This window comes from Mesorhizobium sp. Root695 (genome assembly GCF_001428185.1).
Taxonomy (GTDB): Bacteria; Pseudomonadota; Alphaproteobacteria; order Rhizobiales; family Rhizobiaceae; genus Mesorhizobium.
In genome coordinates, this window is record NZ_LMHO01000023.1 from 515,109 (window position 1) to 536,947 (window position 21,839).

Annotated in this window: 18 protein-coding genes and 1 pseudogene; 11 read left to right on the top strand and 8 right to left on the bottom strand. The window is 64.2% G+C overall.

The features are described from left to right. Positions 1–213: 213 nt before the first annotated feature. The 5 genes from ASD99_RS21525 to ASD99_RS21545 form a co-directional block, all read right to left on the bottom strand. Positions 214–1,041, bottom strand: a complete 828-nt coding sequence (locus ASD99_RS21525; protein ID WP_057144803.1) for an alpha/beta fold hydrolase — start codon at positions 1,039–1,041, stop codon at positions 214–216. A gap of 2 nt (positions 1,042–1,043) precedes the next feature. Beyond that, entirely contained in the window at positions 1,044–2,120 is a 1,077-nt protein-coding gene (locus ASD99_RS21530) for an LLM class flavin-dependent oxidoreductase (protein ID WP_057144804.1), read from the bottom strand. Between the two features lie 28 nt (positions 2,121–2,148). Continuing rightward, positions 2,149–3,660, bottom strand: coding sequence for an aldehyde dehydrogenase (locus ASD99_RS21535; RefSeq protein ID WP_057144805.1), 1,512 nt, complete (start codon positions 3,658–3,660; stop codon positions 2,149–2,151). A gap of 22 nt (positions 3,661–3,682) precedes the next feature. Further along, positions 3,683–4,660, bottom strand: a complete 978-nt coding sequence (locus tag ASD99_RS21540) for a flavin reductase family protein (RefSeq protein ID WP_056585041.1) — start codon at positions 4,658–4,660, stop codon at positions 3,683–3,685. A 175-nt stretch (positions 4,661–4,835) separates the two neighbouring features. Next, a complete protein-coding gene (locus tag ASD99_RS21545; RefSeq protein WP_057144806.1) occupies positions 4,836–6,635 on the bottom strand; it encodes a helix-turn-helix domain-containing protein in 1,800 nt (599 codons plus the stop codon). 163 nt (positions 6,636–6,798) lie between these two features. On the opposite strand from ASD99_RS21545, the gene ASD99_RS21550 reads away from it, so the two are divergent. Further along, positions 6,799–7,389 carry an amino acid synthesis family protein gene (locus tag ASD99_RS21550; protein ID WP_056585035.1) on the top strand — a complete coding sequence of 197 codons (591 nt, stop codon included), beginning with the start codon at positions 6,799–6,801 and terminating at the stop codon, positions 7,387–7,389. Between the two features lie 113 nt (positions 7,390–7,502). Further along, positions 7,503–7,994: pseudogene (locus tag ASD99_RS21555) on the top strand (peptide deformylase); the annotation flags it as partial. Positions 7,995–8,134: 140 nt separating this feature from the next. Here ASD99_RS21555 and ASD99_RS21560 read toward each other — a convergent pair. Then, positions 8,135–9,163 (bottom strand): aldo/keto reductase, encoded by a 1,029-nt coding sequence (locus ASD99_RS21560; protein WP_056585034.1) that lies wholly within the window; start codon positions 9,161–9,163, stop codon positions 8,135–8,137. Positions 9,164–9,351: 188 nt separating this feature from the next. Here ASD99_RS21560 and ASD99_RS21565 point away from each other — a divergent pair, with 188 nt between their 5' ends. From ASD99_RS21565 to kdgD, 4 genes are all read left to right on the top strand, one after another. Next, on the top strand, positions 9,352–10,440 hold the full coding sequence (locus tag ASD99_RS21565; protein WP_057144807.1) for a sugar ABC transporter substrate-binding protein: 1,089 nt from the start codon (positions 9,352–9,354) through the stop codon (positions 10,438–10,440). Between the two features lie 141 nt (positions 10,441–10,581). After that, positions 10,582–11,655: an ABC transporter permease gene (locus tag ASD99_RS21570; protein ID WP_057144808.1), complete on the top strand. Its 1,074-nt coding sequence runs from the start codon at positions 10,582–10,584 to the stop codon at positions 11,653–11,655. Continuing rightward, on the top strand, positions 11,652–12,479 hold the full coding sequence (locus ASD99_RS21575; RefSeq protein ID WP_056585028.1) for an ATP-binding cassette domain-containing protein: 828 nt from the start codon (positions 11,652–11,654) through the stop codon (positions 12,477–12,479). The genes ASD99_RS21570 and ASD99_RS21575 overlap by 4 nt, the downstream gene beginning before the upstream one ends. A 79-nt stretch (positions 12,480–12,558) precedes the next feature. After that, positions 12,559–13,491, top strand: coding sequence for a 5-dehydro-4-deoxyglucarate dehydratase (gene kdgD, locus ASD99_RS21580; protein ID WP_057144809.1), 933 nt, complete (start codon positions 12,559–12,561; stop codon positions 13,489–13,491). Positions 13,492–13,539: 48 nt separating this feature from the next. On the opposite strand, the gene ASD99_RS21585 is transcribed toward kdgD, so the two are convergent. Continuing rightward, entirely contained in the window at positions 13,540–14,271 is a 732-nt protein-coding gene (locus tag ASD99_RS21585) for a FadR/GntR family transcriptional regulator (RefSeq protein ID WP_162252237.1), read from the bottom strand. Between the two features lie 155 nt (positions 14,272–14,426). On the opposite strand from ASD99_RS21585, the gene ASD99_RS21590 reads away from it, so the two are divergent. After that, on the top strand, positions 14,427–15,254 hold the full coding sequence (locus tag ASD99_RS21590; protein ID WP_244497847.1) for an NAD-dependent epimerase/dehydratase family protein: 828 nt from the start codon (positions 14,427–14,429) through the stop codon (positions 15,252–15,254). Here the strand turns inward: ASD99_RS21590 and ASD99_RS21595 are convergent. Continuing rightward, a complete protein-coding gene (locus tag ASD99_RS21595) occupies positions 15,251–16,855 on the bottom strand; it encodes a GMC family oxidoreductase (RefSeq protein WP_057144811.1) in 1,605 nt (534 codons plus the stop codon). The genes ASD99_RS21590 and ASD99_RS21595 overlap by 4 nt on opposite strands. 212 nt (positions 16,856–17,067) lie before the next feature. Here ASD99_RS21595 and ASD99_RS21600 point away from each other — a divergent pair, with 212 nt between their 5' ends. The 4 genes from ASD99_RS21600 to ASD99_RS21615 all read left to right on the top strand — a co-directional run bounded on the left by ASD99_RS21600 (position 17,068) and on the right by ASD99_RS21615 (position 21,774). Further along, positions 17,068–18,150 (top strand): sugar ABC transporter substrate-binding protein, encoded by a 1,083-nt coding sequence (locus ASD99_RS21600; protein WP_057144812.1) that lies wholly within the window; start codon positions 17,068–17,070, stop codon positions 18,148–18,150. A gap of 159 nt (positions 18,151–18,309) precedes the next feature. After that, complete coding sequence (locus ASD99_RS21605; protein WP_056585146.1) at positions 18,310–19,293, top strand: ABC transporter permease; 984 nt, start codon at positions 18,310–18,312, stop codon at positions 19,291–19,293. 5 nt (positions 19,294–19,298) lie between these two features. Continuing rightward, positions 19,299–20,801 carry a sugar ABC transporter ATP-binding protein gene (locus ASD99_RS21610; protein WP_056585019.1) on the top strand — a complete coding sequence of 501 codons (1,503 nt, stop codon included), beginning with the start codon at positions 19,299–19,301 and terminating at the stop codon, positions 20,799–20,801. A gap of 4 nt (positions 20,802–20,805) precedes the next feature. Continuing rightward, a complete protein-coding gene (locus ASD99_RS21615; protein WP_057144813.1) occupies positions 20,806–21,774 on the top strand; it encodes an ABC transporter permease in 969 nt (322 codons plus the stop codon). The last annotated feature ends 65 nt before the right edge of the window (positions 21,775–21,839 follow it).

Here is a 21,839-nt window from a genome sequence, read left to right on the forward strand (position 1 = left end):
GGTCTTGACATCGCAATTTCGTGCCGACCAAGTCGGCGTCCTCTCCCAAAGGCCCGCGGATTTAGCGACGTCGTGGCCGGTCCGGTCTTCCGATGTCGCGGAGGATGTTTTCCGTCGCCATTCCCCCGATCACAGGAAAGGGGCCGGCCCGCTGCCTGCGACCCCTCGTACAGCGTCTGGTGTCCGAGATACTCTGCTGCATCGCGAAGGCTGCTATTCATTGGAGGTGGCCCCTTTCCCGCGGTCAGTATCCAGCAGGAAATCGCCCATCACGGCGGCAACCCGAGCCGGCGCCTCGATCAGGATCGAATGACGAAGTCCGGGCAGGATGGCGAGTTGCGACCCTTGCACCTGTTCCTGCATCAGCCGTGCCATGCGCGGGCTGGAACCCTGGTCGTCCTCGCCGGTGACGATCAGCGTCGGGCAGGTGATACGGTCGAGAATGCCGCCGAAATCGGTCTCGGCCAGAACGCGATAGGCCGCCGCGTAGCAGTCGCGGTCGTTCTCGGCGTCGCGTCGGCGCAACTCGGCGATCACCTCCGGGTTGCTGTCCTGGAAATCCTCCGTCAGCCAGCGCGACAGCGAGGCGGCGTGGTGGGTCGAGGCATCGCTCGCCACCAGCGCCGCCAGCCGGCCGCGCACCGCGTGCCGTTCTTCTGGCGTGCGGCCGGCGACCGTCGACAGCAATACCAGTTTTTGCAGACGCTCGGCATGCGTCAGCGCCAGGCGCTGCGCGATCAGGCCACCCAGCGAAAAGCCGACCAAATTGAAGGTGGCGAACCCGACATGGTCGGCCAGCGCCAGCGTCTCCTTGACGAAATCGTCGATCTCGTAGCGGCCCTTGATCCGGCTGGAGCGGCCATGGCCGCGCAGGTCGAAAGTGAGAACCGCGAAGCGATCTTTCAGTTGGCCCGCCACCCCATTCCAGGCTTCGAGATAGGAGCCGACCCCATGAATGCAGACCAGCGGCACGCCGCCCTCACCCTCAAGGCGCCAGTTGAGCAGCACGCCCTCGACATCGAGCTGGCCGGAGCGCGCCATTGTCACGCCCTCGCCGCCTGGCGCGCCCTGTCGCGCTCGCGCGCGGCAAAAACCGGCATCACCTCGTCGACCCACAGCTTGATCGTCTCCTTCTGCAGCTCGAACGGCAGGTTGAACGTCAGGCCGAGGCAAAATTGGTCGACGCCCGCCGCTTCATAGTCGAGCAGCTTCTCGATCACCTCGTCCGGCGTGCCGAACATCAGGTTGCGGCGGATGTTCTCGGGATTGTAATTGTCCTTGCCCTCGACGCTCTCGTAAGGGACGGCTTCGGGAAAGCCGTTTTTCACGGTGCCGATGTTCTGGAACAGGTTCTCGAAGGCGCGGCCGTAGTCGATGGCATGCCCGACCGCGATCTCCCAGTCCTGCGCCCGTTCGTAGACGCAGGTGCGCCGTTGCATCATCAGGCGCGGGCGCGGCACCTCCGGATGATCGGAGACGGCCTTGCGGAATTTCTCGCCGAGCACGGCGATCTCCGCCGCCGGCGCCGACAAGGGCGTCGACAGGATCGAGGCGCCGATGCCAACCGCCCAGTCGAAAGTACCCGGGTCTCGCGCGGCCACCCAGATCGGTGGATGCGGCTTCTGCAGCGGCTTCGGGACGCCGGCGGCGAGCGGGAACTTCCAGTAGCGGCCGTCATGGGCATAATCCTGCGCCCAAAGCTTCTTCACCGCCGGCACCAGTTCCTTCAGATAGGCAACGCCCTCCTGCTGCGGCATTCCGCCGGCCATGCGGTCGAACTCGTACTGATAGGAGCCGCGCGCAATGCCGAACTCCAGCCGCCCGCCGGTCAGGTGGTCGCAAAGTGCCGCCTCCCCTGCCAGCCGGATCGGGCTCCAGTAGGGCGCGACCAGCGTCGAGGTGCCGAGCCGGATCTGCTCGGTATGCTGGGCAAGCCAGGTCAGCGTCATCAGCGGGTTCGGCGAGATCGTGCATTCGATCGTGTGATGTTCCGCTGTCCATAGCGTCTCGAAGCCACCCTCGTCGGCCATCCGCGCCAGCTCGAGCAGATTGCTCTTCACCTTCGACATCGGCATGTCGGGCGAGAAGCGTTCCATGGTCAGCGAAACGGCGAATTTCATGTCGGTCTCCCCAGTGCGTCGGGTTTGGTCAGCGAAGGCGGATGATGAAGGGGTCCTGCATGGCGCCGGAGTAGTCGATGACGACGTTCTTCAGGCGCGAGAACTCTTCCATGGCGTCGAAGCCTCCGCGCCGGCCATAGCCGCTCTCCTTGAAGCCGCCATTGGCGGACATGAAGGAGGAAGCGCGGTAGGTGTTGATCCAGACAGTGCCGGCCTCGACATTCCTGGCGAAACGCAGCGCGCGGTTGATGTCCAGCGTCCAGATGCCGGAGGCCAGCCCATAGCGGGTGTCGTTGGCGAGCCGGATCATCTCGTCTTCGGACGAGAACGGCATGACGCCGACAACGGGACCGAACAGCTCCTCCTGCATGAAGTCCATGCCGTTATCGGCATCGGTCATCACAGTCGGCTCAAAATACCAGCCGCCGGCAAGATCGGCCGCCTGCGGCCGTCTGCCGCCGGCCGCGATGCTGGCGCCTTGGCGCACGCCCGAGGCGACATAGGTTTCCACCTTGGCAAGCTGCGCCGACAGCGCCAGCGGGCCGATGTCGGTTTCTTCCAGTGTCGGCAGCCCGACCCGCACGCGCCTCGTGCGCTCGACCAGCGCCTCGACGAAACGGTCATAGACGCTGGCCTCGACGAAACAGCGCGAACCGGCGACGCAGGTCTGCCCCGCCGCCGCGAAGACACCGGATACGACGCCGTTGACGGCATGGTCGATGTCGACATCGCCGAAGACGACATGCGGCGACTTGCCGCCGAGTTCCATCGAACAGGGAATGAGGTTTTCCGCTGCATTGGCGGCAATCCGCCGGCCCGTCACGGTGGAGCCGGTGAAAACGAATTTTGCAATGCCTGGATGGCGCGTCAGCGCGTCGCCGGCCACGGCGCCGGTGCCGGTGACGACGTTGACGACGCCGGCCGGGAAGCCAGCTTCCATGATCAGCTCGGCCAGAGCGAGCGTGGACGCACTGGCATGCTCGGACGGCTTGACGACGACCGTGTTGCCGAGTGCCAGGCATGGCGCCAACGTGCCGGTGAGCAGCATCAGGGGCGAGTTCCATGGCGTGATCATGCCGACGACGCCGATTGGCTCGCGCAGGTTGAAGTTGAGCATGTCGAGCTTGTTCACCGGGATGGTGTCACCGAGCAGCTTGTCGGCCATCCCAGCGAAATAGGTGTAGCTGTCGGGCATGGCGCGCATCTGCGCCCGCATTTCCTTGAGCAGCTTGCCGTTGTCGCGTGTCTCGATCAGCGCCAACTCGTCGGCGTGCTCCAGCACCAGTTCCGCCAGCCGGCGCACCAGCCTGCCGCGGTCGGTCTGGGTCATGCGTCGCCAGGCTGGAGCGGCGAAGGCCGAGCGCGCTGCCTCGACCGCCGCGCCGACATCCTCGGCGCCGGCCTCGGCGAACTGATACCAGGGCTTGCCGGTGGTCGGGTCGAAACTGTCGATGTATTGCCCGTTTTTCGGCGCCACGAACGCACCGTTGATGAACAGGTTCTGGCGTGAGCCTTCGAGCGATCGGACCGTCGTTTTCATGCTGTATTTCCTGCGTGGAGCATCATTCGGACGCGGCCTGCGTCCACGATTGCGACTGGCCGTCGATCATGGCGACGCGGCCGCCGTCCCCGGTATCGATGTAGATGCCGAAGCGCTTGTCCTGGCGCTCGCGCGCATAGCGGCGCAGCATGGCGCGCAATTCATGCGTGGCGATCCGCTCATAGGGCAGCGCGTCGAGGGAAAAGAAGGCATGGCCATCCGGAAGTGCGGCTTCAGCGCTCTCACGGCTCAGTTCGGCGCGGTAAACGAGATAGCCCGGGTCGCTGTCAGCGACGTCGAACACCGAATAGAGAAAGGTGTTTTCAGGAACGAGGGTCAACGCCTCGCCGCCATCGAGGACAAGCTGGCTGTCGGCCTTGCGCCGCCGCGCCGTCGGCAGCACCCAGCTTCCCTTGCCATCTGTGCGCAAGAGGATGCGGTTCCCCGCTTCGACCAGATAGCCGATGATCATGTCCTGCGAGGCCATCCAGCCGGCGGGCAGCGGATCCTTCACGCTGGCGTAACGGCCGCGGCAAAATCCGAGCGGCGCCGATGGGCTGGTGCCGAAAGCCTGGACCTGACCGATCAGGATGATGTGGTCACCGGCCTCGATACGGTTGTGAACGGTGCAGTCGAACCATGTCAGGCTATCGGTGAGGATCGGCGCGCCGGTGTGGGCGCGGTCATGGTTGACCGACTGGAACTTGTCCGCCGCTTTCGACGCGAACACCGAAGAAGTTTCGACCTGGCCTTCATGCAGGAAATTGACCGCGAAGGACTGTGTTTCGTTGAATGCGGGAAAGCTCGCCGCCGCCTTGCCGACGCAGACCAGGAGCAATGGCGGGTCAAGCGAGACCGAGGTGAAGGAGTTGGCGGTCATGCCCCGCGGATTGCCGTCGCAGTCGCGCGTGGTGATGACGGTGACGCCGGTGACGAAGGTGCCGAAGGCACGACGCAAGGCGATCGGGTCGATCCTCCTTTGTGCCATCGCGTCCGCCATCGCTTTCCTCCATAGTGTCGGACGAAAGCTAGGCAGGAGCCGGCCGGCGTTCTTCCTCCGGTCTGTAGGAAAGATGGCGCGGCGTGCTGCTGTTATCCCGAGCAAGCGCAGGCGCGACAAGCCTGCGCTTGCGGCGACTGCCGCATCGCAACAATGGAGGCGAGGTCCAGAGAGTCTAGCGGGCTGCCGGCACGCGGCTGTCGATGATGCCGCTGAGACGGATCGCAAGTTCGACCGCGAAGCGCTGTTCGGGCGTGTCGAGACGGATCCCGAACAGTTCCTCCATGCGCGACAGGCGATAGCGCAAGGTGGTGACATGCAGGCCGATGGCGTCGGCGCAGGCCTGGCTGCGGCAGCCCTCGCGCAGATAGGCAAACAACGTGTCCAAATAGGGCGTGCCGTGCTCGCGGTCGTGCGCAATCAGGGCGCCGACACTGTCGTCGACGAAGCCGCGCACTTCGGGAGCGTCGACGGCGGCGACCAATATCGGCAGCGGACCGAAATCCTGGCCGGCAAAAACACCGGTGCGCCCGAAGGAACGGCCGATCCGGATCATGCGGCGGCACCGCTCCCAGGCGATGGGATAATCGGCCAGCGCGGCACAGGCTTCGGAAAGCACCACCACCGGTTCGCGTTCGAAATAGCGGCCAAGCTCGGCCGCGATCCTGTGCGGCAATTTCCCGAAGCGCGCGCCGTCTTGCACGGCATCGGCAGGAACCAGGCAGACAAGGCCGTCTTCCACCGCGATTGCCGTACCGGCAATGCCTGCCTGCTGCAGGAGACGCACGAGCGCATGATGCGGATCGGCAAGGCCGATGGCACCATCCTTCGCCTGCTCGGCGAGGTCGATGACGATCATCTTCTGCGCAACGGTCAGATCGAGCCCCAGCCGGCGGGCGCGATTGACGATATCCGCCTCGTCACGCCAGCGGCTCTCCGCCACCTCCAGGAAAAGCTCGGTCAATGAACGCGTCTCGAAGCGGAAGCGCACGAAGCTGCGCATCATCTGCACGCTGAGAGCGAATTTGGTGCTGTCGAGCAGCATCTGATCGAGTTGGCCAGACTCGTGAGGCGTCGGAAAAATCATCAGCGCACCAACCACCTCGGCATCGATGGTAAGCGGCTCGATGCGCACCGAAAGCTTAAGCTGGCGCTTGCCGTCATCGACGAACAGCGTCTCGGTGTGGCGTCCGTCGGACGCGCCGCGCGCTATCTTGAAGATCTGCCGGCTCAGCGTTCCGCGCACCGCCTGCTGCCAGGAGGCAATGTCGAAATGCGCTTCGCTTGGGGAACGGCCGGCGACGACCAAATTGGCATGGAAATCGATCACCACCGCCGGATTGGGCAAAAGTTCGCTGACCTTTTCGGCGAGCGAGACCACGGACCCGTCCGACAAGGCCTGCTGCAGAAGCGAGGTGTGCGCCGAAAGGGCACGTTGCAGGCGTTTGCCAGCCTGCTTCTCCTGGCGCAGCCGATGCTGCTTCTCGACCGCGATCTCGCCCAGATGCACGATCATGCCGATGAAGGCGATATCCTCCGCCGTCACTTCGGTGATCTTGCGCGAGACGACGGTCAGCACCATCGGCCGGCCATCTTCGTCGACGCAGTTCATCGGCATCACCAGCACGCTGCGGTAGTCGCGCTCGAAGGCCTCGCGGCGATAGCCCGGGAACTCCTCCGACACCCGCGCGTCCCTGATATAGACCGGCTCATTGCGGTTGAGCGCGACGATCGAGGGACTGGTGGCCAGTTCCCAGCGATCCGGCAGCGTGCGGTGAATGAGCGTCGGATCGTGGCGCACGATGACATAGGCGTGGCCATGCGGTGCGTCGATGCCCATGATCGAGCCCAGCGTCCATTTGGCATGACGGCAGGCCGCCAGCACAAGGTCGCGCAGCACGGACTGGAGATCGCCGCCCGAATTGATGAGGCTGGCGGCGTCCCGCAAGGAGAGAATTTGCGACTCGTGGTCCACGCCTGATCTTCCGCCACTCGCGAAGGGCGAATTTAAGCCGTCGCGGATATATAAACGCTACACCGCTTCCAAGCGGGGCGCACGCCGATTCTTCCTACGAACCGGAGGAATACCCGCCGATTTGCGCCTACTAGATTTGAGCTTTCACTGAAGAGGCCAAATCATGGAATTGCGGAAGATCTGTACCTTCACCGAGGAAGTGCACTTCGAAGGCAGCAAGGCGGCCGCGAGGCCGGTGACATCGATCGTCGTCGCCGCCGTCTTGCACAATCCATGGGCCGGGCGCGGCTTCGTCGAGGATCTGCGGCCAGAGATTGTCGCCATCGCACCCCGGCTCGGGCAGGAACTCACGCACCGCCTGATCGGGTTGATGCCGGCGGAACGCATCGAAAGCTACGGCAAGGCCGCCGCCGTCGGAACCGCCGGCGAGATCGAGCATGCCTCCGCCATGATCCACACGCTGCGCTTCGGCAATGTGTTCCGCGATGCCGTCGGCGGCACGACCTATCTCGAATTCTGCAACACACGCAACGCGCCTGGCGCGCTGCTGTCGCTGCCAATGATGCACAAGAGCGAGAACGGCCGCCGCTCGCATTTCATCACCGCCAACTTCCAGATCGCCGACGGCCCGGCCGCGGACGAGATCGTCGTCGCCATCGGCGCGGCGGATGGCGGCCGCATCCATCCCCGCATCGCCGACCGCTTTCAGGACTTGGCCGAGATGGAGCAAGAGCGGCTCGGCGTTCAAGCCTGACAGCTGCATGGCCGGACTTGCCTGCCTTTTTTGCGTTGCGAGCATGGCCATTCCAGCTACTCTGTGCAGAAGAGCCGCGCAGAGGTTGGCCCCTGCCAATGCCGGAGTGACATGTGACGATACGGCCAATCGTGAGATTTTCCCGATCCTCGTCTGCGCTCCGTCGCCGAGCCCATATCGGCGTTTGACGAAGATTTGCGCCGGCTTGCGGGCGATCTCACCGACACAATGCGCGCCGCTCCTGGCATCGGAATCACCGCGCCTCACATCGGCTCCTGAAGCGGCTGTTGGTCATCGAAGTGTCGCCTTCGGCGGGCCTGCGCAGCTACGTCAACCCGACCATTCTTTGGGCATCCACTGAGACGATCCGCCATATCGAAGGCAGCGTATCCATGCCAGGAGTCACCGAGGAAATCGAACGGCATGCGCGTGTCCGAATCGGCTACCAGACCCTGGACGGCGACGAAGGCGTCGAGCAGGCCGAAGGCCTGCTTTCTGTTTGCCACCAGCGCGAGATCGAACAACTCGACGGTGTCTTCTGGATCGAGCGGCTCTCCCGCCTGAAGCGGGAGCGGCTTGTCAAACAATACGAGAAACAGCAACGAGGCTTTTTGTCGATGGCATCCACGCACCGCCCTGAGCAATTCCAGGAAAAGTGTGAAACGGTTTTCCGTCCGGAATTGCTCAAAACAAAGAGTTAGCCGCTCCAACCGCGGCATATCTTTCGGCGCAAAATCAATGATGGTCAGGGGGACGGCGCGCCGGCTTCGATCAACCCTTCGCGTTTCAGATCGGTCCACAGCGCTGGCGGAATATCCTCGCGCAGATAGGCCAAATTCTGTTTCAGCTCCTCGGCCGAGCGGGCGCCCGGGATGACACTCGACACCAGGGGATGGCCGAGCGGGAACTGGAGCGCCGCCGCCGGCAGCGATACTTTGTGGCTGATACAGACCGCCTCGATACGGCGGACGCGTTCGAGCACCGGCTCAGGCGCCGGCCTGGTGTTGAAGGTGGCGCCCTTGACGGCGCCTGTTGCCAGGATGCCGGAATTGTAGGGGCCGCCGATGATGATCCTGGTGCCGCGCTGCTCGCAGAGAGGCAGCAAGGTCGACAGCGGCTCCTGTTCGAGCAGCGTGTAGCGGCCGGCGAGCAGGAAATAGTCGAACGCTCCAGCCACGACGAAATCGGACAGCATCTGCCATTGGTTGATCCCGACGCCAACCGCCTTGATGACGCCTTGCGAGCGCAATTCGTCGAGCGCCGGATAGGCGCCGTCCATGGCTTCCCGGAAGCGGCTGCGAGCATACGGGTCCTCGCCGGGGCCGAAATGGATGGCTTCGTCCGGATCGTGGATCGAGACCATGTCGACATAGTCGGTGTCCAGCCGCTTCAGCGTGCCTTCGAGCGAACGCATCACCGCATCGCGCGAATAGTCGAACTCGGCACGGAAGGAGCCGGGCTGGTCCCACAGTGCCGGCTTCAGCTCTTCCGATGGGATCGGCACGAGGTCGTAACCGATCTTCGACGAGATGACGATGTCAGCGCGTGGCAGCGACTTGATCGCCAGCCCCAGACGCGTCTCGCTGACGCCGAAGCCATAGACAGGTGCTGTGTCGAAATAGCGGATGCCATTGTCATAGGCCGCCTGCACGGTCTTCACCGCTGCATCGGTGTCGACGGCGCGGTACATGTTGCCCAGCCCGGTGCCGCCGAGCCCGATCGTCGTCACCTTCAGGCCGCCCTTGCTAACAGCCCTGAATTCGATTTCAGCCATTTTCTATTCCTGCGATCTTTAGTGGTCCATCGTTCCGGCGATGCGGCGGCCTCCCGCGCCGTGTTCAGACTGAGGAAGAGCGCCGTAGCACCGGGGTCGAAAAAGCATTGACACAAAACTTGTCATATAACAATGTAACCAGACGACAAAGATGAGCAAGCCCGCAAACGAAGAGGGAGGAAGAAAGCATGGCCGACGAAACGAAAAATCAGATGGAGATGGCGAATGCGGCCATCTCCCGGCGCAGTGCCTTCGCACTGGCAGGAAAACTTGGCCTTGGTGCAGCAGGCCTCGCCAGCGGGCTGGGAGCAGGTTTTGCCGGCGGTATCAGCGCGGCACGAGCAGCCGATTCATCGCCCGGGTTGCCGAAGAAGCCCTACAAGTTCCACTTCGTCTGCCATGTGACGCTGGACCAGTTCTTCACGCCGACCGTCTACGGCATCCAGGATGCCTGCGCCGTCTTCGGCTGCAGCTACCAGTGGACAGGTTCGCAGAAGAACGTCGTCTCCGAAATGGTCAGCGCCATGCAGACAGCGATCGCGCAAAAGTCGGACGGCATCGCCGTCTGCTTGGTCGATCCGACGGCCTTCGACGCTGCCACCGACATGGCCGCGCAAGCCGGAATTCCGGTCGTTGCCTTCAACGCCGACGTGCCGGTCGGCAGCCCCAACAAGCGGCTCTCCTATGTCGGCCAGCCCCTCTATCAGTCGGGCTACAATTCGGCGCTGAAGTGGCTGAAGCTGATCCCCAAGGGCGGCCACGTCATGCTGTCGATCGGCGTGCCGGGCTCGCTCAACACGCAGCCGCGCCTCGACGGCTACATCCAGGCAATCAAGGACAGCAACAGCGGCGTCACCTACGATGTCGTCAACACCGGTCCGGATCCGGCAACCGAAATCTCGCGTGTCGAGAGCTATTATCTCAGCCACAAGAACGTCAACGGCCTGTTCGGCACCGGCGGTTCCGACACCTATGCCTGCGGTTTCGTGTCCAACAAATACGGGCTGGTGAAAGCCGGCGGCGCGGTGGCCGGCTTCGACCTGTTCCCGCAGACGCTGGACTTCATCAAGGCTGGCGACGTCAACTTTACCACCGACCAGCAGGCCTATCTGCAGGGCTTCCTGCCGGTGCAGCAGATGTATCTCTACAAACTGTCGGGCGGCCTTGTCGGCCCGGCCAACAGCGACACCAGCCAGGCCTATGTGACCAAGGACAATGTCGACGCCTATGTCGGCAAGTCGCGCTTCGAGGGCCGCTCAGACGTCGAGCCGACCTGACACGGTCCGGCCAAGCGAACTCCTGCCCCCGCCACGTCATTTTCCGGTGACGTGGCGGGGCATCGCTGACTGCACGCCATGCGTTCGACTTGCCTGTCGCCAACCCGCCTTTCGCCCAGTATTCGAAATTAGGAAGTCGCAGTGCAGCCAACCAAAACAGCAAGAGCCGGGAAGAGCGCCGTCGGCGTCAAGGTCCCGCACACGATGACGGAAAGGCTGCTGATCCTTTTGTCCCGCTATCGCGAGGCCAGCATCGCCGTCGTCGCCATCGTGCTCGTCATCTATTTCCAGTTCGGCAGCGATGGCGGATTCCTGTCGCCGCAATTCATGAGCGTCGTGCTGCGTGACACCGGCCGGCTCGGCCTGGTCGCCGCGGCGGAAGTCATGCTGATGATCACCGGCGAGATCGATCTGTCGCTCAGCGCCATCTTCTCGATCGCGCCCTATGTCATGGCGCTGCTGTCGGTGACCTATGGCCTGCCGCTGGCCGTCGGCGCGCTGATCGGCGTGCTGATCGGCATACTGGTCGGCGCCATCAACGGCATCATCACGGTGCGCTTCAAGGTGCCGTCGCTGATCACCACCGTCGGCATGCTGTTCTTCCTGCAAGGCATCGTCGTCTCGATCTACAACAGCCAGCCGATCGTGGCGCCGGTCGAGCAGCCCTTCAACGCCATCTTCGGGCAGAGCCTGTACCAGCCGTCGGATGCGCTCCTGTCCTGGCACGGCATTACGGCGTTCACGCCTTTCCTGTGGGCGGTGCTGGTGGTGCTGGTGTTGGCTCTGGTGCTGAACCGCACCACCTTCGGCCTGCACACCATCGCCACCGGCTCCAACATCATCGGCGCCCGCGAGATCGGCGTGCGCACCGACCGCATGAAGATCTACAATTTCATGATCGCCGGCGGCTGCGCTGCCTTTGCCGGCATCATCAACACGGCGCAGTTCACCTCGGCCGATCCGCAGGCCGGCAGCCCGTTCCTCACTTTGCAGGCGATCGCGGCCGCGGTCATCGGCGGCACCTCGCTGCTCGGCGGCTCCGGCACCGTCATCGGCGCACTGATCGGGGCTTTCGTCGTCGCCTCGCTCAACAACGGCCTGGTGATGATCGGCGCCCAGGCCACCGTATCCGACATCTATCTCGGCGCGGCCATCATCGCCGCGATGATCCTCTCAATCCAGGTCGATCGCCTGCGCACACGGAGGCGCGTATGAACACGCAAACCATTCCACCGCTCGCCCCCGATGCGCCCGTCGTGCTGGAAATGTCCAACATCTCCAAGAATTTCGGCGCCGTCACAGCCCTCGTCGATGTCTCGATCAAGCTGCGCCAGGGCGAGGTGCTAGCGCTGGTCGGCGACAATGGCGCCGGCAAGTCGACGCTGATCAAGATCCTGTCGGGCTTCCACCAGCCCGACACCGGCACGATCGTCTCGCAAGGCAAGGAGGTGCGTTTCGCCTCGCCGCGCGATGCGCGTGCGCAAGGCATCGAAACCGTCTATCAGGACCTGGCGCTGATCGGCGACCTCAGCGTCTTCCACAACATGTTTCTCGGCCGCGAGTACCACAAGCGCTTCCTCGGCCTGAACCTGCTGGACAACAGGAAGATGCGCGAACAGGCGCAGCTCTATCTCGATACGCTCGGCATCACGATCCCCAGCGTCAACAGCACGGTCGACCTCCTGTCGGGTGGACAGCGCCAGTGCATCGCGGTGGCCCGCTCGATCTATTCATCGCCGAAGATCCTGGTTCTCGACGAACCGCTGGCGGCACTGGGCGTGCGCGAGAGCGCGCATGTGCTCGGCCTGATCCAGAACTTGCGCAAGCAGCGCCAGGTCTCGGTGATCCTGATCGTCCACAACTACAACCAGATTTTTGAAGTCTGCGACCGCATCAACTTCCTGCATTCGGGCGAGGTCGCACTGGACGCGTCGACGGCCGACACCAGCGAGGAGGAACTGATCCGCATCGTCAAGTCGGGCTTGGGCACCAGGGCGATCGAAGCCGCCGCGGCCGAAGTCCGGCCGGGCCTCGTATGAACCAGCCGGCAAGCCACGGCTGAATCAATCCCCGCCGGCCCGACCACGATCGGCCGGCCCCTTGCATGGAGTATTCGTTTTGACGCTCTCACCCACTGAACTGACCAGATCCCTTGGCCGCGGGCTGCTGTCCTTTCCGCTGACCTTTTTCGACGATGACGGCGGCTTCAACGAAGACGGCTATCGCGCCCATGTCGCCAGCCAAGGCACTGCCGGAGCAAGCGGGCTTTTTGCCGCCGGCGGCACGGGCGAGTTCTTCTCGCTGACGCTCGAGGAGTACAAGCGCGTCGTACGGGCGGCGTCGGACGAAGTGCCCGATCAGCTGCCGCTGCTGGCCGGCGTCGGCTATGGCACACATATGGCGGTCGAGTTCGCCAAGGCCGCCGAGGCCAATGGCGCCGACGGGCTGCTGGTGCTACCGCCCTACCTAGTCAAGTCCGAGCAGGAAGGATTGCGCCGCCACCTCACCGCCATCTGCCGTTCGGTCGGCATCGGCGTGATCGCCTATAACAGGGACAATGCGGTGCTGACGCCCGAGACGCTCGAGCGCCTGGCGCAGGATTGTCCGAACTTGATCGGCCTCAAGGACGGTGTCGGCGACATCGAGCTTCTCACCGCTTTGCGCTACCGCATGGACGACCGCCTGATCTTCATCGGCGGCATGCCGACGGCCGAAGTCCATGCCAGTGCCGCCGCGGCAATCGGCATGACGACCTATTCCTCAGCAATCTACAATTTCGCACCCGAGATCGCGCTGCGTTTCTTCAATGCCCTGCGCGCCGGGCGTACGGCCGAGGTTGGCGATCTCATCCGCTCGTTCTTCCTGCCCTATCTCGCCATCCGCAACCGGCGCGCAGGCTATGCCGTGTCGATCGTCAAGGCCGGCGCGCGCATCGCTGGGATCGACTGCGGCCCGGTCAGGTCACCGCTTCTCGACCTCACGGCAGAAGAGGAGCGGCAGCTGGCCGCGCTCATGCAGTCCTGCAATATGCCGGTCGGAGAGCTGGCGTAGGACGGGATGGTTTGCGGGCGCGAATCGAAGACCGGAGTTGACAGCTTGCTACGATCTGGCGTGACCATCGACCATGCGGCCATAGCGCTCGCGGCCCGCTTCCAGATGCTCGCGCAAGGTGAAGCGGGCGGCTTCGACATTCTGCCGCTCGATGGCCTGGTAGATGCGGCGGTGCTCCATCTGCACCTGTTCGAGATAGAGCCTCCGCTGCTCCGGGGTCTCAGTCCGCGGACGGATCGACTGGCGCGGAATGATGACGGGTCCGAGAAAATGCATGAAGCGTTCGAAATAGGGATTGCCGGTTGCCGAGGCGATCGCCCGGTGGAAGGCAAAGTCCGGCTCGATGGCGTTCTCGCCGGCGGCGATCGATGCATCGATGGCGTCAAGGCAATCGCGCATGCGGGCAAGGTCGTCGTCGCTGCGCTTCTCGGCAGCGATGCCGGCGGCCTCGAGTTCGATGGCGAGCCGCAGCTGCAACACGTTCTGAACTTCCGTCAGCGAGTGAAGCTCGTCGGAGACGATGCGAAACGTGGTGCTGGCCTCATGGTCGGCGACGAACACGCCCGATCCCTGGCGGCTGACGACCAGCCCTTCCGTGCGCAGCGAAGCCATGGCCTCGCGGATCACCGTGCGACTGACGCCGAACTGCGCGATCAGCTCCTGCTCGGTCGGCAGTCTCTCGCCACTGGTCAGATGGCCGGCGCGTATTTCGCGCGCAAACCAGTCGGCAACCTGCGCCGTGCGGCTGATCTGCGGGGGAAGGCCAAAGGAACGTTTCATCGCCATCAAGCAATAAACGAACCATTGTTGGTGGCAACCGCTAATTTGTACGGTGATATGATGAGATTTATGCCACGTCGGCCGCGCGCGATCTCCATTCGCCTTGCCAGGTCCGCACGAACATGCCTGCGGTATCAGCGAAAGGACAGGGCGTGATGATCCCCGAAAGGCCGGTGCTGTTGACCGGAGCCTCCGGCACGATTGGACGGCTGCTCTCAGCCAGACTGGCAGTGCTGGGCTGGACCTTGCGGCTCACCGACGTCGTGCCCTTGCCGATCCCGCTGCCGGACAGAGCGAGCTTCACCGTCGCCGATCTCGAGGACCAGCAGGCTGTGAACGATATTGCCCAAGGCTGCGGGCTGATCCTGCATTTCGGCGGTATCTCCACCGAGCAATCCTTCGAAACGGTGCTCGGCCCCAATCTGCGCGGCAGCTTCCACATCTACGAGGCGGCGCGCATCCAGAACGCGCGGGTCGTATTCCCTTCCTCCGTGCATGCGGTCGGGCTCTACGAACGGACCGAGATTCTCGATCAGGACTGCCTGTTGCGCCCGGACGGCTATTACGGCCTGTCGAAGGCCTATGGCGAGATGCTGGCGCGGCTCTACTTTGACAAGCATGCGGTCGAAAGCGTGCTGATCCGCATCGGCTCGGTGCTGCCGGAAGTTCCGGACGAAAGGATCCTGTCGACCTGGATATCGCATGACGATTTTGTCCGCCTGGTCGAGCGTTGCGCCGAGGCAGAGCGGGTCGGTTGCTCCGTCATCTGGGGGCAGTCCAACAACAGCCGCGGTTTCTGGCGAAACGATGCCAGGGACAAGATCGGCTGGAGACCGCTGGACAGTTCAGACAGCCAGGCCGAACGCGTGCGCGGCAAGGTGACGGACAATCCGGTGGTCGAGCGCTACCAGGGCGGCAAGTTCATCGTCGTCGACTACAGCCGCACCGACTTCCCGCCGCGCTCGATGTTTGACGACGACTAGGCCGTCACCGCTGGCAGCGGGCTTCGCCCGGCGATCAGATCCGCCGCCTTTTCGGCGATCATGATGACCGCGGCGTTGGTGTTGGATGACACGATGCTTGGCATGACCGAACTGTCGCAGACACGCAGACCTTGCAGTCCGCGCAGGCGAAGCTCGGGATCGACCACACTCGCGGCATCGCTGCCCATCCGGCACGAGCCGACCGGGTGGTAGGCACTGCGCCCATGCTCACGGGCAAAGGCTTCGAGCGCCGCGCGTCCCTTCATTGCCGCACCCGGCAGATGTTCCCGGCTGATGTATTTGGCGAAGGCCGGCTGTGACAGGATCTCGCGGCTGATCTCGATGCCATCGACGGCGCGCTCCAAATCATAGCGTTCGGCAAACGGATTGGGATCGATGATCGGCGCATCGCGCAGATCGGCTGACCGCAGCGTGACGCTGCCGCGCGAGCGGGGGCGGACATGGTAGGAATTCAGCGTGCAGCCATTGCCACCGGGGACCGAGCCGATGCCTTCCTCGACGCCGGCACCGGGCAGGAAATGGAACTGGATATCCGGAGTCTTCTCGGCGCGGTCGCCCCACCAGAAGCCGCCGGCCTCGACGATGTTGGAGGCCACCGGCCCCTTGCCGAACAGCGCGTATTCGAGACCGGCGATCGCCTGCCAGCGCTTCTTCTTGTAGCGGTCGATGCCATGCGGCCCGTTGAGCTCGGCGACGACATCGACATCCATGTGATCATGCAGGTTCTGCCCGACGCCAGGCAGATCGTGGATCACTTTGATGCCATGCGCACTGAGATGCGCGGCATGGCCGATGCCGGACAGCATCAAAAGTTTGGGCGAGCCAATGGCGCCGGCGGTGACGATCACCTCGCGTCCGGCGCGCAGCAGCTCGGTGCGGCCATTGACGATGACCTCGACGCCGATGGCGCGGCCGTTCTCGACAACGACGCGGCTGACCGTGGCGTCGGTGCGCAACGCCAGATTCCTGCGGCCAAGCGCCGGCTTCAGATAAGCGACCGCCGTACTGCTGCGTTTCCCCTGACGTGTCGTCGTCTGGTAGAAGCCGGCGCCTTCCTGTTGGCCAGCATTGAAGTCGGCCCGGAACGGAAGACCCGCCTGCTGCGCCGCCTTGACGAAGATCCGCGTCAACGGATGCGGGGCGCCGCTGGAAACGCCGAGCGGGCCATTGGTGCCGTGCTGCGGACCGGCGAATGTGTCATTGCCCTCCGAGCGGATGAAGTAGGGCAGCACTTCGGCGTAGCTCCAGCCGGTACAGCCATCGTCAGCGACCCAGCCGTCGTAATCCTGTGGGCAGCCACGCGTAAACACCTGGGCGTTGATCGAGGAGCCGCCGCCGAGCACACGCGCCTGCGGATAGACCATGGTGCGGCCGTCGATAGCCTTGCCGGGTGCCGTGTCATAGCCCCAGATCAGCGGCCCTGCCGTCATCTTGAAGAAGCCGACCGGCAGATGGATGTAGCGATCGGTGTCGGGCGGTCCGGCCTCGAGCAGGACGACGGACACGTCCGGATCCTCGCTCAGCCGGGCGGCCAGAATGCAGCCGGCCGAGCCGCCGCCGACGATGATGTAATCCGACATTCTCACTCCCTGGCAGGCAAAATCAGCGCCCTGCCCTCCGCGTGCGACGATCTCAAGTCGCTTGTGCTGCGTCAAGAGAAAGGGTATGGTTATCGTGTTGAAGGGTTGTCGTACAAGTGGAGGAGCTTGGCAATCCATTGATCGGAGGCCCGGCCGCGCTCCCCGCGCATGCCGCCGGGCGGGAAACAGATTTCAATCGGGAGGTTTGGATAATGAAGGACAAGACGAGTTTTACGCTTTCCGGCACAGTCAGTCGCCGGACGCTGATGATGGGAGCCACCGCCGGCGTGGCGGCGCTTGCCATGCCGAAGGTTTTGCGCGCTCAGGAAAAGCCGACGCTGGTGACATCGATCCGGTCGTTGTCCAACCCCTATCACGCGGTGTGGAAGACCGGGGCCGAGGCCTATGCCAAATGGGCAGGGCTCGAACATGTCACACTGGTTTCGGAAGGCAACAGCGAGAAGGGCATTGCCGACATCAAGGCGATGTTGGCCAAGACCGGCGGCAACATGGTGCTCAATTCCGATCCCAACGACACGCCTGATGCGCGCCCGATCGTAGAGGCCTGCGCCAAGGCCGGCGCCTATGTGGTGACGCAATGGAACAAGCCGGCGGATCTGCACCCGAAGGACTTCAACCCGAACTATGTTTCCCACATCGAGTTCGACGGCATCGCAAGCGGCAAGACGATCGCCGAGATCCTGTTCAAGACCATCGGCGGCAAGGGCGGCATCGTGGCGCTCGGCGGCCTGATCTCGACCACGGCGGCGATCGAGCGCAAGAAGGGCCTGGACGCAGCGCTCGCCGCCAATCCCGACGTCAAGCTGCTCGACTTCCAGGTCGCCAATTGGAAATCGACCGAGGCCTTCGACCTGATGGGCAACCTGCTCACCCGCTTCGGCGACGACATCAAGGGCATCTGGGCCGCCAATGACGACATGGGCTCCGGCGCACTTGAAGCGCTGCGCGCAGAAAACCTTGCCGGCAAGGTGCCGATCGTCGGTGTCGACGGTATCAAGACGGCGGTCGACGCGGTGCGCACGGGCGAGTTCGCCTGCACCGTCACTTCGGATCCGTTCTGGCAGGGCGGCATGGGTCTCGCCATCGGCTACAATGCCAAGATCGGCAAGTTCGATCCGGTCAAGGAGCCGCCGGAGCACCGCGAATTCTACGGCAAGGCGGTGCTGATCTCGCACGACAATGTCGAGGAATATTACAAGACCAATGTGGATGCGAAGCCGGAGATCGACTGGAACGACCTGTGGGGTCGGGTGACCGGAGCCATCCGGACCTGACCGCCGGAGCGGGCTGCTCTCCCTGGCGGCCCGCTTCCTCTTACCGTCGTCGTGCATTGCATCCGCATCGGCGACTGTCATCAGCAGACGGGAAGCGGTTTCTTGACAATCCATACAGAACCCATGAAGTCCGTTTCGGACATCGAGCGGACGACGCTTATGACATTTCTCCCCGGCCGCATCGCCACTGTGTTCGGTGGCAGGCGCTGGCGCAGCCTGGCGCCGCTGGCGGTGCTGATCGTGCTGTGCATGCTGATCGCCATTGCCAATCCCAATTTCATCGAGCTGCGCAACCTGGTGCGTCTCGCCAATTCGGCCGCCGTGCCGCTGACGCTGGCGATGGGCCTGACCTTCATCATCCTGATGGGCAGCATCGACCTTTCCGTCGAGGGCACGCTGTCGGTGTCGGCGATGGTGGTCGTGCTGCTCGCCGCCAATGACAGCAATGGCAACGACTATGGTTGGTGGGCGGTGCTGGCCGCGGTCATCGCCGGTACCGCCATGGGCTTTGTCAGCGGCCTCGTCCAGACCATGCTGCGCATCCCCTCCTTCATGGCCACGCTCGGCATGTGGTTCATCGGCCTTGGCCTGTCGGTCTATATGCTCGGCGGCTCGGCGATCCGGCTTAACGACGCCACGATCCGCGACCTGGCACTGCATCGTTTCCTCGGCCTGCCGCTGGCGGTGTGGGTCGCCACCGGCGCGTTCCTGCTCGCCGCTGTCATCCAGTATCACACCAAGCTCGGCCGCCACATACTGGCGATCGGCGGCGACGAGGATGTCGCCAAGCTCTCCGGCGTCAACGTGGTGCGCGTGCGCATCACCGCGTTCGCGCTGGCCGGTTTCTTCTTCGGCATATCCGGCGTGCTTGCCGCTGCACAGCTCGGTCAGTCGCACGCCGTCATCGGCGACGGCAGGCTGTTTGCCGCGGTCACCGCCGTCGTCGTCGGCGGCACGGCGCTGACCGGCGGCGAAGGCGGCGTCGTCAACACGCTGATCGGCGTGCTGATCGTCACCGTGCTTGCCAACGGCATGATCCTGCTCGGCATCTCGCCCTACATCCAGCAGACCGTGCAAGGCCTGATGATCATCGCCGCGGTGGCGCTGTCGCTCGACCGCATGCGCCTCAGAATCGTGAAGTGACCGCCATGCTGCAGGCGTCCCACATCATCAAGAACTTTCCCGGCGTGCAGGCCCTGCGTGACGTCTCGATCGAGGTCCGGCCGAACGAGGTGGTCGGGCTGATCGGCGAGAACGGCGCCGGCAAGTCGACGCTGATGCGCGTGCTGGCCGGCAGCTACCGGCCGGATGGCGGCAGCCTCACGCTGGACGGCGAGCAGCTTCGCATGCGCAGTCCGCGCGACGCGGCCCGGCATGGCATCGGCATGGTGTTCCAGGAACAGTCGCTGGTGCTCAATCTGACGGTCGCCGAAAACATCTATCTCGGCGAGGAGGACCGCTTCACCCGCTTCGGCATCGTCAACTGGCGCGCCATGAACGCGGCGGCGCGCCGCCAGCTGGCCAAGATCGGCGTCGACATCGACGTCACGGCGCGCACCTCCGAGCTCACCTTCGCCGCACGCCAGATGGTCGAGCTCGCCAAGGCGCTGACGCTGGAGGAAGTGGTCGAGCGACAGCTGCTCATCCTGCTCGACGAGCCGACCTCGGTGCTCAACGCCGCCGATATCGAAGTGCTGTTCGCGCGCGTGCGGTCGCTGAAGTCCCGCGCGAGCTTCGTCTTCGTCTCGCATCGTCTCGACGAGGTGCTTGCGATTTCCGACCGCGTCTACACGATGAAGGACGGCGCGGTGGTGGCCGAACACCGCGCGGCCGAAGTCACCGCACCGGAGTTGCACGAGATCATGGTCGGGCGCGGCCTGCAGGCCGAATATTACCGCGAGGCCCGCCAGCAGGCGCCGCGCGAGACGGTCATGGTCGAGGCCAAGGGACTTGGCGCGAACGGCGCCTACCATGGCGTCGATCTCAAGATCAGGGCCGGCGAGATCGTCGGCATCGCCGGGGTCGTCGGCTCCGGCCGCGAGGAAGTGACGCGTACCATCGGCGGCTTCCTTCAGCACGATTCCGGCGACATGAAAATCGCCGGCGACACGGTGCGCTTCGGCTCGCCCGAGCCCGCCGTGCGCAAGGGTATCGGCTATGTGCCACGCGAGCGGCGGCTCGAGGGGCTGGTGATGTTCCTGTCGATCGCCGAGAACATTTCGCTGGCCGATCTCTCCAGCGTCATGCGCCATGGCGCCATCGACTATGGCAAGGAGCGGCGGTTGGCCGCCGACTGGATCAAGCGGCTGCGCATCAAGGCGCCCGGCCCCGATGCCGCCTGCCGCAAGCTCAGCGGCGGCAACCAGCAGAAGGTGGTGCTGGCGCGCTGGATGACGGCGGGCTCGCGCATCCTCGTGCTCGACCACCCGACGCGCGGCCTCGACGTCGGCGCCAAGGAGGAGGTCTACGAACTGGTCCGCGATCTCTCCGCGCAAGGCGTGGCGATCCTTTTGATTTCCGACACGCTGGAGGAAACCATCGGCCTGTCGCACCAGGTGCTGGTGATGCGCGACGGCGAGATCACCGCGCGCTTCGATGCCAGCCCGGGCAACAAGCCGAACCAGGTCGACCTTCTTCGGGCAATGGTGTGAGCCGATGAATGAAGCTTTCTCCCTCAGGCGAATTTTCGAAGGCAAGTGGACGCAAGGCGCCATTCCGCTGGTCCTGCTTGTCGCCTTGCTTTTGATCATCGAGATCGCCGCGCCCGGCTTTCTCACCGGCGAGACCGTGGCGCTGCTGTTTGCCAACACCGCCGTGCTGTTCATCCTGGCGACCGGCGTCACCTTCGCCATCCTGCTCGGCGGCATCGACCTGTCGATCCAGGCGGTCGCCTCGCTGGCCAGCGTCGTCCTGGCGCAATTGCTGCCCTCGCTCGGCCTCGCCGCCTTCCCAGTGGCGATCATGTCCGGCCTCGCCTTCGGTGCGTTGAGCGGCATCGTTCATGTCAAGCTGCGCGTGCCGTCCTTCGTGGCGACGCTCGCCACCGGCGGCGTGGTTACCGGCATCGCGCTGTGGGTGTCCGACGGGCGCGCCATCACCATCGAGGAAGGTGGCCGCGAAAACACCGCCTGGATCAACGCCACGGTCGCCGGCCTGCCGGTGGTGGTGCTGATTTCGGCCGTCATCGGCATCGCCAGTTTCCTCGCGCTGCGCTACACGCGCTTTGGCCGCCAGGCGATTGCGGTGGGCGCCGGCGAGCCGGCCGCCTGGGCGGCGGGCATCAATGTCGACCGCACCAAGATCATCGCCTTCGCCGCCTCGGGCATGCTGGCCGCCATCGCCGGCGTCGTATTGGCGGCGCGGCTGTCGAGCGGCTCGCCGGTCCTTGCCAACCAGCTGCTGCTGCCGGCCATTGCCGCCGTCATCGTCGGCGGCACCGCCATCACCGGCGGGCTGGGCGGCGTCGCCCGCACGGCGGTCGGAGCGCTGATCATCTCGATCGTGCGCATCGGCATGACCTTCGTCGGCGTCAACATTTTCCTGGAAAACATGGTGTTCGGCGCGGTGCTCATCGCCGCCGTCGCCATCACCATCGACCGCAGCAAGATCGCAGTCATCAAGTGACAGTTCTATCCGCACCGCCTCCCAAGCAAGCGCGGACAGGACGGGGTCGCATCACAGGCTCGATG

Excerpts from the sequence above, each read along its gene's own strand:
- ASD99_RS21550 (WP_056585035.1), top strand. The coding sequence starts at position 6,799 with ATGGAATTGCGGAAGATCTGTACCTTCACCGAGGAAGTGCACTTCGAA.
- ASD99_RS21605 (WP_056585146.1), top strand. The coding sequence starts at position 18,310 with ATGACATTTCTCCCCGGCCGCATCGCCACTGTGTTCGGTGGCAGGCGC.
- ASD99_RS21595 (WP_057144811.1), bottom strand. The coding sequence starts at position 16,855 with ATGTCGGATTACATCATCGTCGGCGGCGGCTCGGCCGGCTGCATTCTG.
- ASD99_RS21600 (WP_057144812.1), top strand. The coding sequence starts at position 17,068 with ATGAAGGACAAGACGAGTTTTACGCTTTCCGGCACAGTCAGTCGCCGG.
- ASD99_RS21575 (WP_056585028.1), top strand. The coding sequence starts at position 11,652 with ATGAACACGCAAACCATTCCACCGCTCGCCCCCGATGCGCCCGTCGTG.
- ASD99_RS21535 (WP_057144805.1), bottom strand. The coding sequence starts at position 3,660 with ATGAAAACGACGGTCCGATCGCTCGAAGGCTCACGCCAGAACCTGTTC.
- ASD99_RS21560 (WP_056585034.1), bottom strand. The coding sequence starts at position 9,163 with ATGGCTGAAATCGAATTCAGGGCTGTTAGCAAGGGCGGCCTGAAGGTG.
- ASD99_RS21565 (WP_057144807.1), top strand. The coding sequence starts at position 9,352 with ATGGCCGACGAAACGAAAAATCAGATGGAGATGGCGAATGCGGCCATC.
- ASD99_RS21530 (WP_057144804.1), bottom strand. The coding sequence starts at position 2,120 with ATGAAATTCGCCGTTTCGCTGACCATGGAACGCTTCTCGCCCGACATG.
- ASD99_RS21585 (WP_162252237.1), bottom strand. The coding sequence starts at position 14,271 with ATGAAACGTTCCTTTGGCCTTCCCCCGCAGATCAGCCGCACGGCGCAG.
- ASD99_RS21590 (WP_244497847.1), top strand. The coding sequence starts at position 14,427 with ATGATCCCCGAAAGGCCGGTGCTGTTGACCGGAGCCTCCGGCACGATT.
- ASD99_RS21525 (WP_057144803.1), bottom strand. The coding sequence starts at position 1,041 with ATGGCGCGCTCCGGCCAGCTCGATGTCGAGGGCGTGCTGCTCAACTGG.
- ASD99_RS21615 (WP_057144813.1), top strand. The coding sequence starts at position 20,806 with ATGAATGAAGCTTTCTCCCTCAGGCGAATTTTCGAAGGCAAGTGGACG.
- ASD99_RS21540 (WP_056585041.1), bottom strand. The coding sequence starts at position 4,660 with ATGGCGGACGCGATGGCACAAAGGAGGATCGACCCGATCGCCTTGCGT.
- ASD99_RS21610 (WP_056585019.1), top strand. The coding sequence starts at position 19,299 with ATGCTGCAGGCGTCCCACATCATCAAGAACTTTCCCGGCGTGCAGGCC.